Here is a 20,135-nt window from a genome sequence, read left to right as displayed (position 1 = left end):
ATGAGTGCGATTTCCGCGAACCGCGCCGAACTGATCGCAATTGCGAATTCCGTTGCGACCGAAAAGATGATCGACAAGTCGATCGTCATAGAGGCGATGGAAGAAGCGATCCAGAAGTCCGCGCGAAACCGCTATGGTGCCGAGAATGACATTCGCGCCAAGCTCGATCCGCGCACCGGCGACCTGCGCCTGTGGCGCGTCGTCGAAGTGGTCGAGGAAGTCGAAGACTATTTCAAGCAGGTCGACCTGAAGGCCGCACAGAAGCTCGACGCGAATGCGAAGCTGGGTGACTTCATCGTTGATCCGCTGCCGCCGGTTGATCTCGGCCGCATCGACGCGCAGTCCGCCAAGCAGGTGATCTTCCAGAAGGTCCGCGATGCCGAGCGTGAGCGCCAGTATGAAGAATTCAAGGACCGCGCCGGGGAAATCGTCGTCGGCACCGTCAAGTCGGTCGAATTCGGCCACGTCATCGTCAACCTCGGCCGCGCCGAGGGTGTGATCCGCCGCGATCAGCAGATTCCCCGCGAAGTCGCCCGCACCGGCGAACGCGTCCGCGCCTACATCTCGAAGGTGGAACGCAACAACCGCGGCCCGCAGATCTTCCTCAGCCGCGCGCACCCAGAATTCATGAAGAAGCTGTTCGCGCAGGAAGTGCCCGAAATCTACGACGGCGTGATCACCATCATGGCCGCTGCCCGCGATCCCGGCAGCCGCGCCAAGATCGGTGTGATCAGCCGCGACAGCTCGATCGACCCGGTCGGCGCCTGCGTCGGCATGAAGGGCAGCCGCGTTCAGGCCGTCGTGCAGGAACTGCAGGGCGAAAAGATCGACATCATCCCCTGGAGCGAAGACACCGCGACTTTCGTCGTCAACGCGCTCCAGCCGGCCACCGTCAGCCGCGTCGTCATCGACGAGGAAGAAAGCCGCATCGAAGTCGTCGTTCCCGATGACCAGCTGTCGCTCGCCATCGGTCGCCGCGGCCAGAACGTGCGTCTCGCCAGCCAGCTCACCGGCAGCCAGATCGACATCATGACCGAGGCGGAATCGAGCGAGAAGCGCCAGAAGGAATTTGCCGAACGTTCGAAGATGTTCGAGGAGGAACTCGACGTCGATGAAACCCTGTCGCAGCTGCTGGTCGCGGAAGGCTTCAGCGAGCTGGAAGAAGTCGCCTATATCGATCTTGCCGAACTGGCGACGATCGAAGGCTTCGACGAAGAACTCGGCGAAGAACTGCAGAGTCGCGCCCAGGAAGCGCTCGACCGACGCGAGGAAGCGAACCGCGAAAAGCGCCGCGCCCTTGGTGTCGAAGATGCGCTGGCCGAAATCCCGCACCTCACCGAAGCGATGCTTGTCGTGCTCGGCAAGGCCGGCATCAAGACGCTCGACGATCTGGCCGATCTTGCCACTGACGAGCTTATTTCCAAGAAGCGCACCGAGCAGCGCCGCCGCAATGCCGATGCAGGTCCGCCGCAGCGCCGTCCGCAGCGTGAGGAAGACAAGGGCGGCGTCCTTGGCGAATATGGCCTGAGCGAAGAGCAGGGCAACGAAATCATCATGGCTGCGCGCGCGCACTGGTTCGAAGATGAGCCAGCCACAGAGGAGGCCGCCGATGCGGATTCCTCACAATGAACCGCTAAGTTCCGACACCTCTGACAGGCCTGCGCGGCCCGGGACTCGCGGATCAGCTTCGGTTGATCCGGAGAGGAAGTGTATCCTTTCCGGGGACCATGGTTCGCGAGATGGCCTGCTGCGTCTCGCCATATCGCCCGATGGCCTTGTCCTTCCCGATGTCCACGCCAAGGCGCCCGGCCGCGGCGCGTGGCTCGGTGTGTCCCGCACCGAGCTTGAAAAGGCGATCGCCAAGGGCCAGATGAAAGGTGCATTGGCGCGCGCGTTCAAGGGCGCTGCGCTGACCATTCCGGAAGACTTGCCCGAACGGATCGAAGCGGCGCTTTTCCGCGCCTTTACTGACCGTCTGGGCCTCGAGCTGCGCGCCGGCAAGCTCTTGCTCGGCTCGGACCGGATCGCCGAAAAGGCCCGCGCCGGCCGCATCGCCTTCATTGGCCATGCAGCCGATGCCAGCGAAGATGGCTCGCGCAAGCTGGACCAGGCGTGGCGCGTGGGTATGGAAACCGAGGGTTCGGGCATGGCGGGAACGCGCTTGCCACTGGACCGGACGGCTCTGTCTGTGGCATTGGGCCGCGACAATGTCGTCCACCTGGCGCTCGACGACGCAGCCGCGGCACAGCGATTGACCGCCCTGCTTGAGCGCCTGCTCCGTTTTCTTGGCCGCAGCGATCCTGCGGCAGACGAATTGAGCGCGGGGGCGAATGCTTCGTCCGCCGTGACGACTGATTGATTTTGAAGGATAGTTTTGACCGATGAGCGATAGCGATAACAAACCGACGCTGGGCCGCAAGCCGCTGGGTCTGAAGACCGCGGTGCAGGCTGGCGAGGTCAAGCAGACCTTCAGTCACGGCCGCACCAACAAGGTCGTGGTCGAGGTGAAGCGCCGCAAGGTGCTTGGCAAGCCGGGTGAAGTGGCTGCGCCGGCTCCCGTCGCCGCGCCTGAGCCCGTCGCCGTACCCGCGCCCGTTCAGCAGGCCCCCGCGCCCAAGCCGGCACCGCGCCCGCCCGTCTCGAACGAGACGCCGCAGGAGCGCGTCGCCCGCATGCAGCGCGAGGCCGAAGAAGCGCGCATGAACGTGCTCGAAGCGCAGACCAAGCGCGAAGCCGAAGACCGCCTGCGCGCGCAGGAAGAAGAACGCCGCCGCGCCGAGGACAAGACCAAGGTGGAAACCGCCGCCCCTGAAGCGCCTGCGCCCGTTGCCGCGCCTGATCCCGAAGCGGCGCCCGCTGCTCCGGTTGCTGCTGCCGAGCCCGCTGCCGCCAGTGAAGAGCCGGCGCCCGCCGCTGCTGCTACCGCTGCTGCCGCACCTGCGCCGCGCCGTTTCACGCCCGTCGCCTCGCCGCCCAAGCGCCCCGAACCGGCCAAGAAGATTGCCCATCCGCGCGACAAGAGCGGTGCCGACATTCGCCGCCAGTCCGGCAAGCTCACTGTCAGCCGCGCGCTGAACGAGGACGAAGGCGCCCGCGCACGCAGCCTTGCCGCGCTCAAGCGTGCGCGTGAAAAGGAAAAGCGCGCCCACTTCGCCGGCCAGTCGCAGCACCGCGAAAAGCAGGTCCGCGATGTCGTCGTGCCGGAAGCGATCACCGTCCAGGAACTCGCCAACCGCATGGCCGAAAAGGGCGCGGATCTGGTCAAGTCACTGTTCAAGATGGGCGTGATGGTCACCGTCAACCAGACGATCGACCAGGACACTGCCGAACTGTTGGTCGAGGAATTCGGCCACAACATCACCCGCGTCTCTGAAAGCGACGTCGATATCGACCACACCGTCGACGTCGATGACGAAGCCACGCTGAAGGTGCGCCCGCCGGTCGTCACGATCATGGGCCACGTCGATCATGGCAAGACCTCGCTGCTTGATGCACTGCGCGGCACCGACGTGGTCAAGGGTGAAGCTGGCGGCATCACGCAGCACATCGGCGCTTATCAGATCAGGGCCAAGGGCGGCGATCTCGTCACCTTCCTTGATACGCCGGGCCACGAGGCCTTCACCGAAATGCGTATGCGCGGTGCCAACGTTACCGATATCGTGATCCTGGTGGTCGCGGGCGATGACGGGCTGATGCCGCAGACGATCGAGGCGATCAACCACACCAAGGCGGCCGGCGTGCCGATGATCGTGGCGATCACCAAGAGCGACAAGCCCGAATACAAGCCGCAGAAGATCCGCGAACGCCTGCTCGAGCATGAAATTGTCGTCGAGGCGATGTCGGGTGACGTGCAGGACGTGGAAGTTTCGGCCAAGACCGGCGCCGGGCTGGATGAGCTGATCGAGAAGATCCTGCTTCAGGCCGAACTGCTCGAACTGCGCGCCAATCCGGACCGCGCCGCCGAAGCGACCGTGGTCGAAGCCAAACTCGACAAGGGCAAGGGGCCGCTGGCCACCGTCCTCATCACGCGCGGCACGCTCAAGGTTGGCGACATCTTCGTCGTCGGTGTCCATTCGGGCCGCGTCCGCGCGCTGCATGATGACAAGGGCCGCCAGATCAAGTCGGCACCGCCGGCGCTTCCGGTCGAGGTGCTTGGCCTTAGCGGCGTGCCGATGGCAGGCGATACGCTCACCGTGGTGGACAATGAGGCCCGTGCTCGCGAAGTCGCCGCTTTCCGCGCCGAACAGGCAACGGCAAAGCGCACTACCTCTGCTCCGACGAACCTCGAAAACATGTTCTCGGCGCTCGCCGCCAAGGCCAATGTCATCGACTATCCGGTCGTGGTGAAGAGCGACGTTCAGGGTTCGACCGAGGCGATCGTGCAGGCGCTCAACCGCCTGTCGAACGAAGAGATCAAGGTGAAGGTGCTGAGCTCCGGCGTCGGCGCGATTACCGAAAGCGACGTGACGCTGGCTTCGGCCGCCAACGCGCCGATCATCGGCTTCAACGTCCGTCCGAACGCCAAGGCGCGCGAGATGATTGCGCGCAACAAGACGCGGATGAAGTACTTCGATGTGATCTATCACCTGACCGAGGACGTCGCCAAGGAAATGGCCGGCATATGGGGTCCGGAGCGGATCGAAACCGTGGTCGGCCGCGCCGAGATCAAGGAGATCTTCCCCGCCGGCAAGAAGGACAAGGCCGCTGGCCTGCTCGTCACCGACGGTTACATCAAGAAGGGTATCTTCGCCCGCATCACCCGCGACGACGTCATCATCACCAAGACGACGGTGGCCTCGCTGCGGCGCTTCAAGGACGACGTGGCCGAAGTCCGCGCCGGTCTGGAATGCGGCGTGGTGCTGCAGGATACCAACGACATCAAGGCAGGCGATATCCTCGAAACCTTCGAGGTCGAGGAACGCGAACGGACGGTCGGCTAATTGGTTCGACTGACTGACAACTGGCCCGGATGCGCCCTAGCGGCGTTTCCGGGCTTGTCGTTTCTGCCAAGGATCGAGACTGCCTGATGCCCCGTTACTGCGCCCTGTTCGGTTCGATCAATGTCGGAGGCAACCGCCTGAAAATGGCGGACCTGCGCTATGCGCTGGAACGTGAGGACTTCGAGAATATCGAAACCGTCGTCGCCAGCGGCAACGTGCTGTTCGATTACGACGAGCGACCGACCGATGGCCTTGAAGACCTGTTTTCCTACATGATGGCCGAACGCTTCGACATCAAAAGCTTCGTCGCGGTGCGCAGCCGGGACGAGCTGGAGGCGGCGATCACCGGCAATCCTTTTGCCGCCGATGGCGCGGAGAACATGGTCCACACCCAGTTCCTCGGCCAACAGCCGAGCGAGGCGCAATTCGCCGACATGCTGGCCGCCTATGCCGGGCGCGGGCCGGAAAGGCTCGCCTTGGGCGACCGCGCGCTTTATATCGATTTTGTTGACGGGGCGGGTAACAGCAAACTGACCGGCCCCTTCCTCGAACGACGCCTGGGATGCCCCGGCACCGCGCGCAATATCCGCTCGCTGCGCCGCATTCTCGAGAAAATGGACGCATAATGGCCGCCGCGAAAGCCTCTCCCGAAAACCGCTCGGTCCGCCTGCTCAAGGTGGGTGAACAGGTGCGCCACGTGATTTCCGAGCTGCTGATGCGGCAGGAGGTCCACGATGAAGTGCTGTCGGCGCACACGATCTCGGTCACAGAAGTGCGCATGTCGCCCGACCTGCGCCATGCGCACGTCTATGTTAAGCCGTTGCTTGGTTCAGACGAAGACATTGTGCTCAAGGCGCTGCGGACCAACACGGCGTTTTTTCAGAAGGTTGTCGCGGGTAAGCTCAAGCTGAAATATGCCGCGAAGATCAAGTTCATGGCCGACGAGACTTTTGACGAGGCCAGCCGCATCGAAGCGCTTCTGAACGATCCGAAGGTGCTGCGCGACCTTGGCGATGAGTGATTTCGTTTTTCTCCACGGCGGCGGGCAGGGCGGCTGGATCTGGGACGAAACGATAGCCGCCTTGGCAGCACAAGCGGGCGAGGGCGCTCACCGCACCCTCGCTCTCGATGGCCCCGGCTGCGGTGCCAAGCGCGATGCTGACCGCGCATCCTATGCTTTCGATGCCATCACGGCGGAACTGACCGGAGACATCGAAGCCGCCGGCTTTGCCGATGTCGTCCTTGTCGGCCACTCGCAGGCGGGAACGCACATGCCTGCGATGATCCTCGCTCGGCCTGACCTGTTCTCGCGCGCGGTGTTCGTCTCCTGTGTCGCGCCCGATCCGGGGCTGACGACGATCGAGATGACCGGCACGAAGATCCACGGCGGCAGCCATCCGTTCAACGACGCCGCACTTTCGGTGCGCGATCGTTACCGGGCGATGTTCTGCAACGATATGGCTCCAGCGCAGCAGGAAGCTTTCCTCGACAAGCTGGGCCCCGACCAGTGGCCGGCCTGCTGCTATAGCCACGCTGACTGGCCCTACGATCACCTCGCGGACCTGCCGGCAAGCTATGTACTGTGCCTGCAGGACGCGATCCTGCCGCTGGAATGGCAAGAGCGCTTTGCCGAGCGCTTTCGTGCCCGCTCTACCCCGCGCATCGATGCCGGGCATCAGGCGATGAATACCCGGCCCCACGCACTGGCGGAAATCCTGCTGTCGGAAGTGTCGGGCGTTTAGTTCGGCAGCATCCGGGCCTTGATCGTGATCGTCACGTCCTTGCCCACCACGCCGCCATAGCTGTTCATGCCAAACTGACGGCGATCAATCGTCGTCTGCGCAGTGATCTGCACCGGATCGCGGCCTGTGGCCTGCGACGGGGGCACGGCGAACGTCACATTCATCACCGTTGGCCGCGTGGTGCCGCGCGCGGTGAGCTGGCCGGAAATCTGCGCCGTGTTCGGCCCGGTCATGGTCATATGCTGGCCTGTAAAGCTGACCATCGGATGGCGCGCCACATCAAGAAAGTCAGGCCCTCTAAGCTGGGTGCCCACCTTGGGGTCGCGCGTTGCCAGTGCCCGCGCATCGACCGCGACTTCAAGCCGCAGGCTGCCAAGCTGGCTGGGGGACAGCACGATGCCGCCGGTCATCTTGGGGAACTGCGCTGATTTCTTGGCAAAGCCTAGGATCGTGACCTTGGCGTCGATCTGGCTGGTGCGGCTGTCGATCTGGTAGCGATAGGCTGGCGTTGACGCGGCAATCGAGAGCAGGGGTATGGCGGCAAGGAGAATTCGCATTGTTACGGTCCCGTCATGCGCCCGCAGAGGGACGGCTCGAGTCATTACCGCAAGGTCGCCAAACATCCTTACGATTCGGTTAAGGGGGGCACCTTAGGGCACGGTAACCATTACACCATGCGCGCATCCACAGATGCGGGCGCAAACGGACTCGCCTTTGCCGCGTCAGTACCTATCTGTGAGGGACCATGGCCAAGCTCTATTTCTATTATGCCAGCATGAACGCCGGCAAATCGACCAACCTGCTGCAGGCGAACTTCAATTATAACGAGCGGGGCATGCAGACGATGCTGTGGACCGCCGCGCTGGATGACCGGGGCGGGGACAAAGCCATCGAAAGCCGCATCGGCCTGAATGCCGACGCGCACCGTTTCAGGCCCGATACCGACCTGTGGGACCGCGTCATGGCCGCGCACCGGGTGGAGCCGCTGGCCTGTGTGCTGGTGGATGAGGCGCAGTTCCTTTCCGTCGGGCAGGTCTGGCAACTGGCGCGGATTGCGGACGAGGGCGGCATTCCCGTTCTCTGCTATGGCTTGCGCACCGATTTTCAGGGCGAGTTGTTCCCCGGATCCGGCGCGCTGCTTGGACTTGCTGATGCCCTGATTGAGCTCAAAGCGGTGTGCCATTGTGGCCGTAAGTCGACCATGAACCTGCGCGTTGATGAAAGCGGCGCGGCGGTGAAGGCCGGCGCGCAGAACGAAATCGGCGGGAATGACCGTTACGTGGCCTTGTGCCGCAAGCACTTTAGCGAGGCACTGGGTCGATGAGCGAGACAGTCCTGCGGATGGCGGCGCTGATTGTGCCGATGATCTTCGCCATCGTCTTCCACGAAGTCGCGCACGGCCTTGCCGCCAAGTGGCTGGGCGATCCCACGGCGCAGGAGCGCGGACGGCTGAGCCTCAACCCTATCCGCCATGTCGATCCGGTCGGCACCATCGTGCTGCCCGGCGCACTGGCGCTGATGGGGCTGCCGGTGTTCGGTTGGGCCAAGCCGGTACCGGTTGTTCCCGAGAGGATGCGCAACCCGCGGCTCGGCATGATGCTCTCAGCGGCGGCGGGACCGGCGTCGAACTTCCTGCAGGCGCTGGTCGGCGCGGTGCTCCTGGGTCTGCTGGTGGCCGCTTATGGCTCGGTTGAAGAGCCGGGCGGGGTGGTGAAGTTCTTCGTCATGATGCTCAGCTACGTGCTGATGATCAATGTGTTCGTCGGCCTGTTCAACCTAATCCCGGTGCCGCCGTTCGACGGTTCGCACATCGTCGAAGGCCTGCTGCCGCGCGGGCTAGCGGCGCAATATGCCCGCCTGCGCAACTTCGGCTTCGCGCTGGTGCTGATCGTGATCGTCGTGCTGCCCTACATCTTTCCAAGCTTCGATCCGGTCGGCGCGATTGTAGACAAGCCCTATGGCGCGATGATGGAGGGCTATGGCTGGGTGGTGAAAGCCATAGCCGGCGAATGACGTGACGAACGGCTGGATCATCCTCGACAAGCCGTTGGAGCTTGGTTCGACCCAGGCGGTCGGCGCGGTCAAGCGCAACCTGCGCGAGGCGGGCTATCGCAAGGTCAAGGTGGGCCACGGCGGTACGCTCGATCCGTTGGCAACGGGCGTGTTGCCCATCGCGCTGGGCGAGGCTACCAAGCTGTGCGGCCGGATGCTCGATGCCAGCAAGGAATATGCCTTCACCGTCCAGTTCGGCAGCGAGACTGATACGCTCGATCTTGAAGGCAAGGTCATTGCGGAGAGCCCGGTGCGTCCGTCGCTGGCTGAGATCGAGGCAGTGCTGCCGCGCTTTACCGGGCCGATCGAGCAGGTGCCGCCCGCCTATTCGGCGCTGATGGTCGATGGCCAGCGTGCCTATGACCGGGCGCGGGCAGGGGAGGAGGTCGCGCTCAAAAGCCGCGCTGTGACGGTCTATTCTCTGCGGCTGGAAACCTTTGCCGATGATGCGGCCACGCTGGTTGCCCACGTCTCCAAGGGAACGTACATTCGTAGCCTCGCCCGCGACATTGCCCGTGCTCTCGGCGCCGCCGGCCACGTCACCATGCTGCGCCGCTTGCGTGCAGGGCCGTTCGCCGAAAATCAGGCGATTTCGCTGGACAAATTGAACGAAGTGGGTAAGGGCGCGCCACTTGAGAACGTACTCTTGCCGCTGGAGGCAGGGCTGGTCGACATCCCGGCTCTCAACCTCAGTCCGGAACAGGCAAGCATGGTCCGACAGGGCCGGGTTCTAACCGGACTGCCCCACGATGACGGGCTATACTGGGCGCGATGCGGGACTGTTCCCGTCGCACTGGTGGAGCTGTCGGGCGGTGACGCCCGCGTTACCCGGGGTTTCAATCTTTCCGATGTCGCGGAGTAAGTACTATGTCGGTATCTGCCGAAAAGAAGCAGGAAATCATCAAGGACAACGCGCGCGCAGCCAACGATACCGGCTCGCCCGAAGTTCAGGTCGCGATCCTGACCAGCCGCATCAACACGCTGCAAGGTCACTTCAAGGACCACCACAAGGACAACCACTCGCGCCGGGGCCTGCTGACCATGGTCAACAAGCGCCGCACGCTGCTGGCCTACCTCAAGAAGACGGACGTTGATCGTTACAACGCCCTTATCGCGAAGCTCGGTCTTCGTAAGTAAGGCAACCGTTCGGCCCGCTTCGGCGGGCCGTTTACGTTTTGCGACATCCCGGGCTAGGCCCGGGATCGCTGGCCTCCAGCTACGGAGGCAGCCACCACCGGTCCCGGATCAAGTCCGGGACGACGAAAAAAAGCCAGGCTTCGCAATTCGGTGAAGCCGGCCACCCAGGGGCGCAAAAGGCCCCGCACCGGACCGGGACGGAACCCCCGGCAGCAAAAACCCGCAGAGCAATAGGGCCTGTGGGCTGAAGGAAATAAAATGTTCGACGTCAAAACCGTATCGATGGAGTGGGGCGGAAAGACCCTCACCCTGGAAACCGGCCGCATTGCCCGTCAGGCTGACGGCGCGGTCCTCGCCACTTATGGCGAAACTGTCGTGCTCTGCGCCGTAACGGCCGCCAAGAGCGTCAAGGAAGGCCAGGATTTCTTCCCCCTGACCGTCCACTACCAGGAAAAGTTCTTCGCCGCCGGGCGTATCCCGGGCGGCTTCTTCAAGCGTGAACGCGGCGCGACGGAAAAGGAAACGCTGGTTTCCCGCCTGATCGACCGTCCGGTCCGCCCGCTGTTCCCCGAAGGTTTCTACAACGAAATCAACGTCATCTGCCACGTTCTGAGCTATGATGGCGAAGTCGAGCCCGACGTGCTTGCAATGATTGCTGCTTCGGCTGCGCTGACCATTTCGGGTCTGCCCTTCATGGGTCCGATCGGTGCTGCCCGTGTTGGCTATGTCGACGGTGAATACACCCTCAACCCGCGCCAGGACGTTGCCGCTGCCGGCGATCTCGACCTCGTCGTTGCCGCTACCGGCAATGCCGTGATGATGGTCGAATCGCAGGCGCGCGAACTTGACGAGCAGGTCATGCTCGGCGCCGTCCTCTTCGCTCATGACGAGTGCAAGAAGGTCTGCGACCTGATCATCGATCTGGCTGAAAAGGCTGCCAAGGACCCGTGGGACGTCGCTGTCAGCGACAACACCGCGATCAAGGCCAAGCTCAAGGACCTGATCGGCAAGGACATCGCGGCAGCTTACAAGCTGACCGACAAGTCCGAGCGTTCGAACGCCCTCAACCTTGCCCGTGCCAAGGCCAAGGAAGCCTTCGCCGGCGAAGACGGTCAGACCCAGATGGTCGCCATGAAGTCGGTCAAGAAGGTCGAAGCCGACATCGTTCGCGGCGCCATCCTCAAGGACGGCACCCGCATCGATGGCCGCAAGGTCGATCAGGTTCGCCCGATCGAAGCCATGGTCGGCTTCCTGCCGCGCACCCACGGTTCGGCGCTGTTCACCCGCGGTGAAACGCAGGCGATCTGCACGACCACGCTGGGCACCAAGGACAGCGAGCAGATGATCGACGGGCTGGAGGGTCTCTCCTATTCGAACTTCATGTTGCACTATAACTTCCCGCCCTATTCGGTTGGCGAAGTTGGTCGTTTTGGTGCTCCTTCGCGTCGTGACACTGGCCACGGCAAGCTCGCATGGCGCGCGCTGCAGGCTGTTCTGCCCAGCAAGGAAGAGTTCCCCTACACGATCCGCGTCGTCTCGGACATTACCGAGTCGAACGGTTCCTCGTCGATGGCCACCGTTTGCGGCGGCGCACTTTCGATGATGGACGCCGGCGTGCCGATCAAGCGTCCGGTTTCCGGTATCGCGATGGGCCTGATCCTCGAAGGCGATGACTTCACCGTGCTGTCCGACATTCTGGGTGATGAAGATCACCTTGGCGACATGGACTTCAAGGTGGCCGGCACGTCCGAAGGCATCACCACGATGCAGATGGACATCAAGGTCGCCGGCATCACCCGCGAGATCTTCGAAGCGGCACTGAACCAGGCCAAGGGCGGCCGCGCTCACATCCTGGGTGAAATGCAGAAGGCTCTGGGTTCAGCTCGCACCGAACTGTCGGCTCACGCTCCGCGTATCGAGACCCTGCAGATCGACAAGTCGAAGATCCGTGAAGTCATCGGCACAGGCGGCAAGGTCATCCGCGAAATCGTCGCCGAAACCGGCGCGAAGGTGGACATTGACGATGAAGGCCTGATCAAGATCAGCTCGTCCGACCTCAGCCAGATCGAAGCTGCCAAGAACTGGATCCTCGGCATCGTTGAGGAAGCAGAAGTGGGCAAGGTCTACGACGGCAAGGTCGTCAACATTGTCGATTTCGGCGCCTTCGTGAACTTCATGGGTGGCAAGGACGGCCTCGTCCACGTTTCGGAAATGCGAAACGAGCGCGTTGAGAAGCCGACCGATGTCGTTTCGGAAGGTCAGGCCGTGAAGGTCAAGGTCCTCGAAATCGATCCGCGCGGCAAGGTTCGCCTGTCGATGCGCGTCGTTGATCAGGAAACAGGCGCTGAGCTGGAAGACACCCGTCCGCCCCGCGAACCGCGCGAACCGCGCGGTGATCGCGGTGGCGACCGTCGCCCCGGTGGCGATCGTGGTCGTGGCCCCCGCCGTGAAGGTGGTGGTGATCGTGGTCCCCGCCGTGAAGGTGGCGATCGTGGTCCGCGCCGCGAAGAAGGCGGCAACCCCGATCACATGCCGGCGTTCCTCAAGAACGACGACTGATCGGCGTAGTCCCGGCGAAAGCCGGGACGACCAAACGATAAAAGGGAAGGGGCTGCTGCGGCGGCCCCTTTTCTTTTGTGCCCTCGAGGCAGTCAGGCCTCAGGCAGTGCTCGCGATCCGTACCGGCTTCGCATCGCTGGCTGAGCGGCTGCCAGCCTGCTCCACCCGGTTCTTGCCAGCGCGCTTGGCGCGGAACAGGGCGACTTCGGCCGAGCGGCGGGCCTCCTCGAGCCGGCGTTGCAGCTGGCGGGTTTCGCGCTCGGATCGCGCCATTCGGTCTTCGATGTCGCGGGTGCGGTCAAGCATGGCCTTGGCCACGTTGGCGAGTTCGATGATGACTTCGCCATTGACGAGGGGCAGTATTCGGTCGTTTTGCTGAGGTTGGTCGTCGAATTGACCGAGGTGTAGAAATTGTTGCGATAGAACTCCATCGCCCCCCAAGAAGGCTTCCAGCGCGTTGCGTCGGACGATGGCGCACTGGTAATGTCAAGGTCGGTCGCGCCGGCTGGCACCGGGTCCATCGTGGCATCGTTGACCGTTTCGCGCTCTTCCAGACAGCCGTCCCACGTGTCGGACGAGCGGGTCAGCCCCGAAGTGCCAGCCATTGCGGCAAGCATGACCATGTCATAGGTCCCCGAGTCGGCACCGTGGCCCAGGACGAGATCGAGGAGACATAGCTGACCGAGCCGAAGCCCTTGTAGTTGGCAGTCGGCACCGTGCCCTTGCGGTAGACGTAATAGGAAAAGCGATAGCTGCTGCCAGTGGCCCAGGTCGTGGTGACGACGGACTTGTTGCGCTTGCAGGTTCCGGTTGCCCACCAGCTGCTTCCAGAAGTCCTGGTCCAGGAATTGTAGGAATAGGTGGTTTTCGTGGTATCGGCCGGTGAGGTGCCGCTGGTCGCAGGATTGTTGCCGTAGGACGGGTAATCGTTGTCGCCATAGTCGTAGCAGTCATTTTGCGAGATGGCATAGGCATAGGTCTCGACCGAATTGGCCGGGGCGCTGTTGGTCCCGGTGTATTCGGGCGTCCCGAAATAAGCGAGCTTGGTCTGGTAGGAATGGCTGTCGGCGATGTAGCTCGTCGGCATGGCACCCGTGGTTAGCAACTCGCTGGCGTTCACGGTCATTGAACAGGGCACGAAGCCAAAACTGATGCGCGTTGTGTTCTTGTCGATCACTGCCGCTGCAACGGTCTTGTAGAGGTCTTTCACCGCCTCGCGCAGGCCCTGGATCTTCGAGCTCGATCCTGATGTGCAGTCGCTCCCGTCCGGGAGGGAGGCCATCGAACCGGTGGTGTCGAGGAGGAACATCACGTCGGCGCTGGCCAGCTGCAACTCGGCTCCGCAAGTGACGCTGATGGCATATTGCGACCAGCCAAACAGCCGCATCATCGTGGCGGGAATCTGCGTGCTGGCCGATCCGGTGACCTCACCGGCCGTATTAGCCGCCGGCGTAAAACTGGTGTTCCCTGCCTTGCACCTGCCCGCCGGTGAATTTGAAATTGCACATCGATTGCGCCTTGGCCGTCTCCGCCGTGCTGAACACGCCCGACTTGCTCATCGCCCGGCGCCCGGCGAGAACGCCCGCGTCGCAGGCGTTCTGCAGGCTAGTGCGGGCCGTGTAGGAACGGCTCATGTCGATGCCGCCGCCTATCAGCAGCAGTAGCGCGGGCAGGTCGAGCGCGACGATCGACAGGACATTGCCGCCCCGCGCCCCGGCAAGCCAGAGCAGGAGGCGGACAAGTCGCATAAAGGCGGGACTTTGGTTCATGGTTGCGCAGGACGGTTACCGACCGCGCAACGACTACCCCTACACGCTCACGCGGCGGGTGTCAGCACATGACGTAGTTGCCCGAGGTGAGGGCAGGCGCACCTTAGCGGACGCGCGGACCACCGAAGGGCAGCGGCGGGGGCGGGCGGCGATGGCCGCGCGGCAGCTGCGCCTGATAGGCACGGCCGCAATGGTCTACGCAGTAAGGAAAACCGGGGTTCACCTTTTCACCGCAGAAGTGGAAGTCAGGCTCGCCCGGGTGACCCATCGGCCAGCGGCAGATGCGATCGTTGAGATCGAGCAGCGTGGTCTTGCCATGAATTTCGGCGCTGGGCTTGGCCGGAACCAAGCGGCGCGGCGGGGCGGGCGGGATCGGCGCCTGCTGATCGCCGGGGCCCTGACGGAGGAATCCGCCCGGGCCGACCGAGACGATGCGCGGCTGCGGCGTGCTGGGCGCGGCGTTCACGGCTGGCGTAGCAACCGGTGCACGCGGCGGCGGGGCAAGGCGCGGGGCCGGCTCCGACGGAATCTTTGCGGCCTTGGGCTCCGCCGGCTTGGCCACCTTGGGCGCAGGCGCTGCCTTGGGTGCAGCCTCGTCCTTGTCGTTGGCCTTGACCGGCGAAGGGCGCGCCTTCAGCCCGAGGCGATGCGCCTTGCCGATGACTGCGTTGCGCGAGACGCCGCCGAGTTCGTCGGCGATCTGGCTGGCCGTTGAGCCGCCTTCCCACATCTTGGTTAGTCGTTCGATACGTTCGTCGGTCCAGCTCATCGCAATTCCTGTTCACGGCTTTCACGCGCGCAGTCGCGCACATGTCTTGCCTTCGTTGCAGCCAGCCGATAGTCGCCCGGGGATGGCCGATCAACCCACATCTCTTGTCGCCGGATCAAAGGCAGCGCCCAGGCAGTTTCCGGCCCAGGGCGAACCCGTGATCCACCGCGTCAACAAATTGGGGCTGTGGACTCTCTATATCAAGGAAGTGCGCCGATTTATCAAGGTCCAGACCCAGACTATCTGGGCTCCGGCAATCACGACCCTGCTGCAACTGGTCATATTCACCGTCGCGCTGGGCCGGGAAGGCCGTGAAGTGCTTGGCGTATCCTTCGCCACTTTCGTTGCGCCGGGCTTGATCGTCATGGGCATGATGAACAATGCCTTCGCCAATTCGAGCTTCAACTTCCTCTCCGGCAAGATGCAAGGGACCATCGTCGATTACCTGATGCCGCCGCTGTCCGAGATCGAATTGATGCTCGGACTGATCGGCGCTGCCGTCACCCGCGCCGTATTGGTCGGGCTGGCGCTGGCGGGCGCAATGTGGCTCTATCCTGGCGTCCACCTCGGCGCGCCGCACCTCTGGGCTATCGTGTGGTTCGGGCTGATGGGCTCGATGCTTCTCGCTTTCGTCGGCCTCCTGTCATCGATGTGGGCCGAGAAGTTCGATCACAACGCCGCGATCACCAACTTCGTCATCATGCCGCTGACCATGCTTTCGGGCACGTTCTACGTCATCGACAACTTGGCCCCAGCGTTCCAGACGATCAGCCGGCTCAACCCGATCTTCTACGTCATTTCCGGTTTCCGCTTCGGCTTCCTTGGCCAGAGCGATATCGGAAGCACAAACGAGGCGGTTCTTCACGGCGCGATCGGGCTGGGTGTGCTCAACCTCGTGGTCGGCACCGTGTGCTTCCTCCTGCTCAAGCGCGGCTGGAAGCTGAAAAGCTGACCGGCAACCTGCCCGCTCAGTGGGTGAGGCTGGCCCGCAGGCGGTAACGGCCTTCGGCAAAGTCCTGGAACAGTTCATCAACCGATGGATGATCGACCGGCCCGGCTTCACCGTCGCCGGTGAGGTTTTGCTGGCTGACATAGGCAATGTAGCTCGATTCCCCGTTTTCGGCGAGCAGGTGGTAATACGGCTGCTCGCGCGTGGGGCGCGCTTCCTTGGGAATCGATTCGTACCATTCATCGCTGTTGGCGAACACCGGATCGATATCGAAGATCACCCCGCGAAAGTCATGGGTGCGGTGGCGCACGACGTCGCCAATGGCAAAGCGCGCGCGCGAATGGCTCGGCGCCTCGACCAGGCGGCCGGCCTGCGGTGAGTAGAAATGGGCGCGTTCGATGCGGTTCATGGGCCCAATATATTCTTGTGCACCTGCGAAACAAGCAGCGGACCAATAAGATCCCCGAAATTCCTTATCAGCGGGGCTTGGCAAGCGCGCCCGCTTCGGCTAACCGCGCCGTTCTTCGACCGGACGGCCCCCGCGCCGCCCGCAGGCGATCTCACGGAGAGGTGGCAGAGTGGTCGAATGCGCCGCACTCGAAATGCGGTTTACGGGTAACCGTAACGTGGGTTCGAATCCCACCCTCTCCGCCAAAAATCCTTTAAAAACAACCACTTATAGATCGCGATGATGCGGTCTCATGGCATGGCCGCGTTACGGCTGGCGGGCGTGACGTGCGATTTTGCAGTCAGCATTGACCGCAATGGGTGCGATTCAGTTGCTTGAGGAATTCATAGCGTGTTTTCAAAGCGATACGCCGCACCATTTCGCCAGTTCGAATCTCTTTCCCTCCGCCACAAATAAGTCATTGATATAGAATGATTTTTGCTTCTCGGCAGGGCGCGCAGAACCGCGCCCTTCAGGGGTATGGCCCGGTCTGCGGAGAGCAGATAATCGCAAAGAATCGTCGCTCTCGCGGGTTAATTCTCCTTCGGCGATTTCGGCGGTACGGAGTGCCCGGAGAACATGCCGCGGATCAGGCCGGAGAACGAGTAGCGGCGCCGGAGCGCCGCTTGTTTACCGTTTCTGGTGATCAGTTGTTCAGATGCCGAACATGGCCATCTGATCGTTCCAGGCGATTGGCAGGTCGGCCGTGCGCAAGGATGTGGCAGTCAGGGTGGCGGGCTGGGTGCCGGCAAGGATCGCTTCGACCAGAGCCGGCGCAAGGAAGTTCAATCGGACGAGTCTTGATACCCAGGAGTCATTGACCTGTTCTTCACGCGAGATGGTGGCGATGTCGATCGTGCCGGTCTGAAGCTGAACCCACCAGGCACGGCCTTTGCGCAGCAGCTCGACCAGCCCGGGATCGGGACTGCCCGCTGTAACCGCTCGGCCATCGCGCTGGATCAATCGAACGGCTCGTCCGGTTTTGGTCAGGCGGACCGGCACCGTAAGATGGACTGGTTCGGGATTAGCTGCTGGGTTTTCGATGCCCAGGGAATCGCATAGCGCACTGAGTGACAGTTCGATGGCGAGGGCCTGAGGTTCGACGATGACCTTTGTAATGATCGAACTGATCGCATCACGCTGCCTCGCGCGGACGGCGCAGGCCAGTGCTTCTGCTTTCCTGAGCATCTGGCGCAGGCGCTCGCTTTCGAGCGGTAGTCCTGCCTTGGTAAGCAGGGTCAACGGATCATCAAGCGCTTCGACGACAGCCTGGATCACGGCAGCCTCAAGCTCCGGAGCGGGGATGCGTATGCCGCCAGCTGGCGCTGCATCGGGCTCGTGGTGCAGTGCCCGGCTCACGTAGTATCGGTAGCGGACCTTCTCACCTTCGGACGTGCCCTTACCATTCTTCGATGCGTGAACCGCGACCAGGGGTTCGCCGTCCGGATCGACAATGCGCCCTGCCAGCAAACTCGGTGATTGCACCCGGGCCCCTGTTCGTTCGCCTTGCAGATTGTCTGCCAGCAATTGCTGGACACCATCCCATGTCGCGCGGTCGATAATCGCCTGATGCATGCCCGCATGGATCTGGCCGCGATGATGGATCTCGCCGACATAAATCGGGTTGGAGAGCAGTTTGTAGATCTGACCCCGCGAAAACGGACCGCCGCCGGTTGTTCTTCCGGTCAAGGCCGCGCGCTGCGGTGCAGCGATGCCGCGCTCGACCAGGTCGCTCGCAACCAGCCGGACATTGCCCAGATCCAGGTAGCGCATGAAGATCTGCCGGACGAGGTCAGCATGCTCGTCGACAATAGCCAGCGTTCTGCCATCGGGCCGATACCCCAGCGGCGGATTACCGCCCATCCACATGCCGCGGGCCTTGGATGCAGCGATCTTGTCGCGGATCCGCTCGGCGGTGACCTCGCGTTCGAACTGGGCAAACGAGAGCAGCATGTTGAGGGTCAGCCGGCCCATGCTGGTTGTGGTGTTGAAGGACTGGGTTACCGAGACGAAGCTGACCCCCGCCTTGTCGAAGGCTTCGACCAGCCGGGCGAAGTCTAGCAGCGAGCGGGTAAGCCGGTCGACCTTGTAGACAACGACAATGTCGATCCTGCCCGCAGCGATATCGGCGAGAAGCCGCTGAAGCGCCGGACGCTCCAGCGTGCCTCCAGACAGTCCGCCATCATCGTACTCGCCCTGCATCGCCGACCAGCCTTCACTTGCCTGGCTGAGTACATAGGCGGCGCAAGCCTCACGCTGGGCATGGAGCGAGTTGAAGTCCTGTTCGAGACCTTCCTCACTCGATTTGCGTGTGTAGATCGCGCAGCGGACCTTCTTCATGCTGCTGCCTTTCTCTGCTTTAGGCCGAAGAAGGCAGGACCCGACCAGCGCGTGCCGGTGATGGTACGGGCAACCTCGCTGAGGCTCTTCCAGTTCCTGTCATTCCACATGACCGTGCCATCGTCGGCGACGGTGACGACATGGACAGCGCCATGCCATTCGCGCACCAGACGCATGCCGGGGGTCAGCGACATGGCACGCGGACGCGCCTGATCTGACGCGTCCAGCTGCTCGCTGTCGGGCCGCGACAGGCGCCCCATCGCCTTCGCCTGAATCTCGTAGCCCAGCGCCAGACGCAACATGCCGACGCTGAGGCGGGGGACGGGGCGCCCGGTGAGCTTCGCCCACCGACGCTGGAGATCGCTGCGCGACATCTCGGCGATCTCGCATAGCTGTGCATCGAGCGAGGCCATGATCAAACCTCCGTCCCGATGCGGTAGCGGGTCGCGTTCTCGCGGCGGTCCTTGGCAATCGTGTGGCCTTTTTTGCGCAGGCCAGTCAATGCCGCTCGGGTGGTGTGCGGCAGCCAGCCGGTTGCATCGACCAGTTCGGCGAGCGTTGCGCCCTCTTCGCGGCGAAGCAGGCTCAGCACTTCGGCGATCTTGCTGCCGGAACGGGCAGGGGACGTATCCTTCTCGCTGTCCTTCTTGCTTGCGTTGCAATCGGCCGCGTCGGAGGCCCCAATCGCGTTGCGGCCGGCCTCAGTGATGAACAAGCCGATCAAGGTATCGTTCTCGCTGCGCCAGACGAGCGATCGGTCAGTCACAGACTTCTCTTCGACGAAGCCGTGCGAAAGCAGCGCGGCGGCTGCCTTGGTAATGCGCGCTGTGTCCTGCCCGCAGTTGTCGGGCAGCGGGATCAGGCTCGCATTATCGCGCGCAGCGGCGCCGGCGAGCAGGATAAGCTGGAGGTCATTGAGACGGATGCTCTTGGCCATGGGGTGGTACTCCGGTTATGGAGCGACACTCTGTCGCTCCCACCACCCGGAGCCCCGGTCGAGCGCGTCGCCGGGGCGGCAGCCGGCCCGCCGGCTGCGATTCAGTAATGCCACCAATGCTTCGAACGAACATGAAGTCGAATGGAATGTCAGCGTGTTGCGCAAAAACTTCCTGCGCGGGGGTACGGATCAGTCCGACCTGCTCATCAGGTAGGATATGTCGTCCGCGCCAATTGCGAATTCAACACGGAAACGCGCGAGGAAATGCCTGCAAACTGGATGGCTGCAAAAACCCTCCCTAGAGGGCTAACTGCGTGGTCGGACGATCGTGTTTGAAAGTTACAGACTAATAACAGTGACTTAACTTCAAACCGTACCTTGAGTTCGAATCCGAAACTTCCCCGCCACGAAGTCCTTGATAACAAAGAAAATTTGCCAACGCGCCGCGAAAGCGGCGCAATTCCGCGCGTTCGGCGCATAATTCCGTAATGAG

At 62.8% G+C, this 20,135-nt stretch carries 21 protein-coding genes and 1 tRNA gene; 13 read left to right on the top strand and 9 right to left on the bottom strand.

Features of this window, described 5'->3' with window-relative positions:
* From nusA to WG900_RS05855, 6 genes are all read left to right on the top strand, one after another.
* A complete protein-coding gene (gene nusA / locus WG900_RS05880) occupies nt 1-1,629 on the top strand; it encodes a transcription termination factor NusA (protein WP_339965514.1) in 1,629 nt (542 codons plus the stop codon).
* Nucleotides 1,610-2,359, top strand: coding sequence for a DUF448 domain-containing protein (locus WG900_RS05875; RefSeq protein WP_339965512.1), 750 nt, complete (start codon nt 1,610-1,612; stop codon nt 2,357-2,359). The genes nusA and WG900_RS05875 overlap by 20 nt, the downstream gene beginning before the upstream one ends.
* A gap of 22 nt (nt 2,360-2,381) precedes the next feature.
* On the top strand, nt 2,382-4,940 hold the full coding sequence (gene infB / locus WG900_RS05870) for a translation initiation factor IF-2 (RefSeq protein ID WP_339965511.1): 2,559 nt from the start codon (nt 2,382-2,384) through the stop codon (nt 4,938-4,940).
* 86 nt (nt 4,941-5,026) lie between these two features.
* Nucleotides 5,027-5,566, top strand: a complete 540-nt coding sequence (locus WG900_RS05865) for a DUF1697 domain-containing protein (RefSeq protein WP_339965510.1) — start codon at nt 5,027-5,029, stop codon at nt 5,564-5,566.
* Nucleotides 5,566-5,961, top strand: a complete 396-nt coding sequence (gene rbfA, locus WG900_RS05860; RefSeq protein ID WP_339965509.1) for a 30S ribosome-binding factor RbfA — start codon at nt 5,566-5,568, stop codon at nt 5,959-5,961. The genes WG900_RS05865 and rbfA overlap by 1 nt, the downstream gene beginning before the upstream one ends.
* A complete protein-coding gene (locus tag WG900_RS05855) occupies nt 5,954-6,682 on the top strand; it encodes an alpha/beta fold hydrolase (protein WP_339965508.1) in 729 nt (242 codons plus the stop codon). The genes rbfA and WG900_RS05855 overlap by 8 nt, the downstream gene beginning before the upstream one ends.
* Here the strand turns inward: WG900_RS05855 and WG900_RS05850 are convergent.
* Nucleotides 6,679-7,239, bottom strand: a complete 561-nt coding sequence (locus WG900_RS05850; protein ID WP_339965506.1) for a YceI family protein — start codon at nt 7,237-7,239, stop codon at nt 6,679-6,681. The genes WG900_RS05855 and WG900_RS05850 overlap by 4 nt on opposite strands.
* Nucleotides 7,240-7,427: 188 nt before the next feature.
* Here WG900_RS05850 and WG900_RS05845 point away from each other — a divergent pair, with 188 nt between their 5' ends.
* The 5 genes from WG900_RS05845 (at nt 7,428) to pnp (ending at nt 12,430) form a co-directional block, all read left to right on the top strand.
* A complete protein-coding gene (locus WG900_RS05845) occupies nt 7,428-8,006 on the top strand; it encodes a thymidine kinase (protein WP_339965504.1) in 579 nt (192 codons plus the stop codon).
* Nucleotides 8,003-8,695 (top strand): site-2 protease family protein, encoded by a 693-nt coding sequence (locus WG900_RS05840; RefSeq protein WP_339965502.1) that lies wholly within the window; start codon nt 8,003-8,005, stop codon nt 8,693-8,695. The genes WG900_RS05845 and WG900_RS05840 overlap by 4 nt, the downstream gene beginning before the upstream one ends.
* Before the next feature lies 1 nt (nt 8,696).
* Complete coding sequence (gene truB, locus WG900_RS05835; protein ID WP_339965500.1) at nt 8,697-9,596, top strand: tRNA pseudouridine(55) synthase TruB; 900 nt, start codon at nt 8,697-8,699, stop codon at nt 9,594-9,596.
* Between the two features lie 5 nt (nt 9,597-9,601).
* Complete coding sequence (rpsO, locus tag WG900_RS05830; protein WP_339965498.1) at nt 9,602-9,871, top strand: 30S ribosomal protein S15; 270 nt, start codon at nt 9,602-9,604, stop codon at nt 9,869-9,871.
* A 258-nt stretch (nt 9,872-10,129) separates the two neighbouring features.
* Complete coding sequence (gene pnp, locus WG900_RS05825) at nt 10,130-12,430, top strand: polyribonucleotide nucleotidyltransferase (protein ID WP_339965496.1); 2,301 nt, start codon at nt 10,130-10,132, stop codon at nt 12,428-12,430.
* Between the two features lie 99 nt (nt 12,431-12,529).
* On the opposite strand, the gene WG900_RS05820 is transcribed toward pnp, so the two are convergent.
* The 4 genes from WG900_RS05820 to WG900_RS05805 all read right to left on the bottom strand — a co-directional run bounded on the left by WG900_RS05820 (nt 12,530) and on the right by WG900_RS05805 (nt 14,968).
* On the bottom strand, nt 12,530-12,736 hold the full coding sequence (locus WG900_RS05820; protein ID WP_339965494.1) for a hypothetical protein: 207 nt from the start codon (nt 12,734-12,736) through the stop codon (nt 12,530-12,532).
* A gap of 277 nt (nt 12,737-13,013) precedes the next feature.
* Nucleotides 13,014-13,820 (bottom strand): hypothetical protein, encoded by an 807-nt coding sequence (locus tag WG900_RS05815; RefSeq protein ID WP_339965492.1) that lies wholly within the window; start codon nt 13,818-13,820, stop codon nt 13,014-13,016.
* A gap of 49 nt (nt 13,821-13,869) precedes the next feature.
* Nucleotides 13,870-14,199, bottom strand: a complete 330-nt coding sequence (locus WG900_RS05810; protein WP_339965490.1) for a pilus assembly protein TadG-related protein — start codon at nt 14,197-14,199, stop codon at nt 13,870-13,872.
* A gap of 103 nt (nt 14,200-14,302) precedes the next feature.
* Nucleotides 14,303-14,968, bottom strand: a complete 666-nt coding sequence (locus WG900_RS05805; RefSeq protein ID WP_339965488.1) for a GcrA family cell cycle regulator — start codon at nt 14,966-14,968, stop codon at nt 14,303-14,305.
* Nucleotides 14,969-15,050: 82 nt separating this feature from the next.
* On the opposite strand from WG900_RS05805, the gene WG900_RS05800 reads away from it, so the two are divergent.
* On the top strand, nt 15,051-15,920 hold the full coding sequence (locus WG900_RS05800) for an ABC transporter permease (RefSeq protein WP_339965486.1): 870 nt from the start codon (nt 15,051-15,053) through the stop codon (nt 15,918-15,920).
* A 16-nt stretch (nt 15,921-15,936) separates the two neighbouring features.
* Here the strand turns inward: WG900_RS05800 and hspQ are convergent, their stop codons facing one another.
* Nucleotides 15,937-16,317 carry a heat shock protein HspQ gene (gene hspQ, locus WG900_RS05795; protein WP_339965981.1) on the bottom strand — a complete coding sequence of 127 codons (381 nt, stop codon included), beginning with the start codon at nt 16,315-16,317 and terminating at the stop codon, nt 15,937-15,939.
* Nucleotides 16,318-16,481: 164 nt separating this feature from the next.
* Between hspQ and WG900_RS05790 the strand changes: the two genes are divergently transcribed.
* A tRNA-Ser gene (locus WG900_RS05790) sits at nt 16,482-16,571 on the top strand.
* 448 nt (nt 16,572-17,019) lie between these two features.
* Here the strand turns inward: WG900_RS05790 and WG900_RS05785 are convergent.
* Genes WG900_RS05785 through WG900_RS05775 form a run of 3 tightly spaced genes read right to left on the bottom strand, consistent with a single transcriptional unit; the run spans nt 17,020 to nt 19,642 of the window.
* Nucleotides 17,020-18,705, bottom strand: a complete 1,686-nt coding sequence (locus WG900_RS05785; RefSeq protein ID WP_339965485.1) for a recombinase family protein — start codon at nt 18,703-18,705, stop codon at nt 17,020-17,022.
* A complete protein-coding gene (locus WG900_RS05780) occupies nt 18,702-19,118 on the bottom strand; it encodes a DUF2924 domain-containing protein (RefSeq protein WP_339965484.1) in 417 nt (138 codons plus the stop codon). The genes WG900_RS05785 and WG900_RS05780 overlap by 4 nt, the downstream gene beginning before the upstream one ends.
* 2 nt (nt 19,119-19,120) lie before the next feature.
* Nucleotides 19,121-19,642, bottom strand: coding sequence for a DUF3489 domain-containing protein (locus WG900_RS05775; RefSeq protein WP_339965483.1), 522 nt, complete (start codon nt 19,640-19,642; stop codon nt 19,121-19,123).
* Nucleotides 19,643-20,135 lie beyond the last annotated feature (493 nt).

It is taken from the genome of Novosphingobium aquae (assembly GCF_037572715.1).
GTDB lineage: Bacteria > Pseudomonadota > Alphaproteobacteria > Sphingomonadales > Sphingomonadaceae > Novosphingobium > Novosphingobium aquae.
This window is presented reverse-complemented; position numbering and strand designations above follow the sequence as displayed.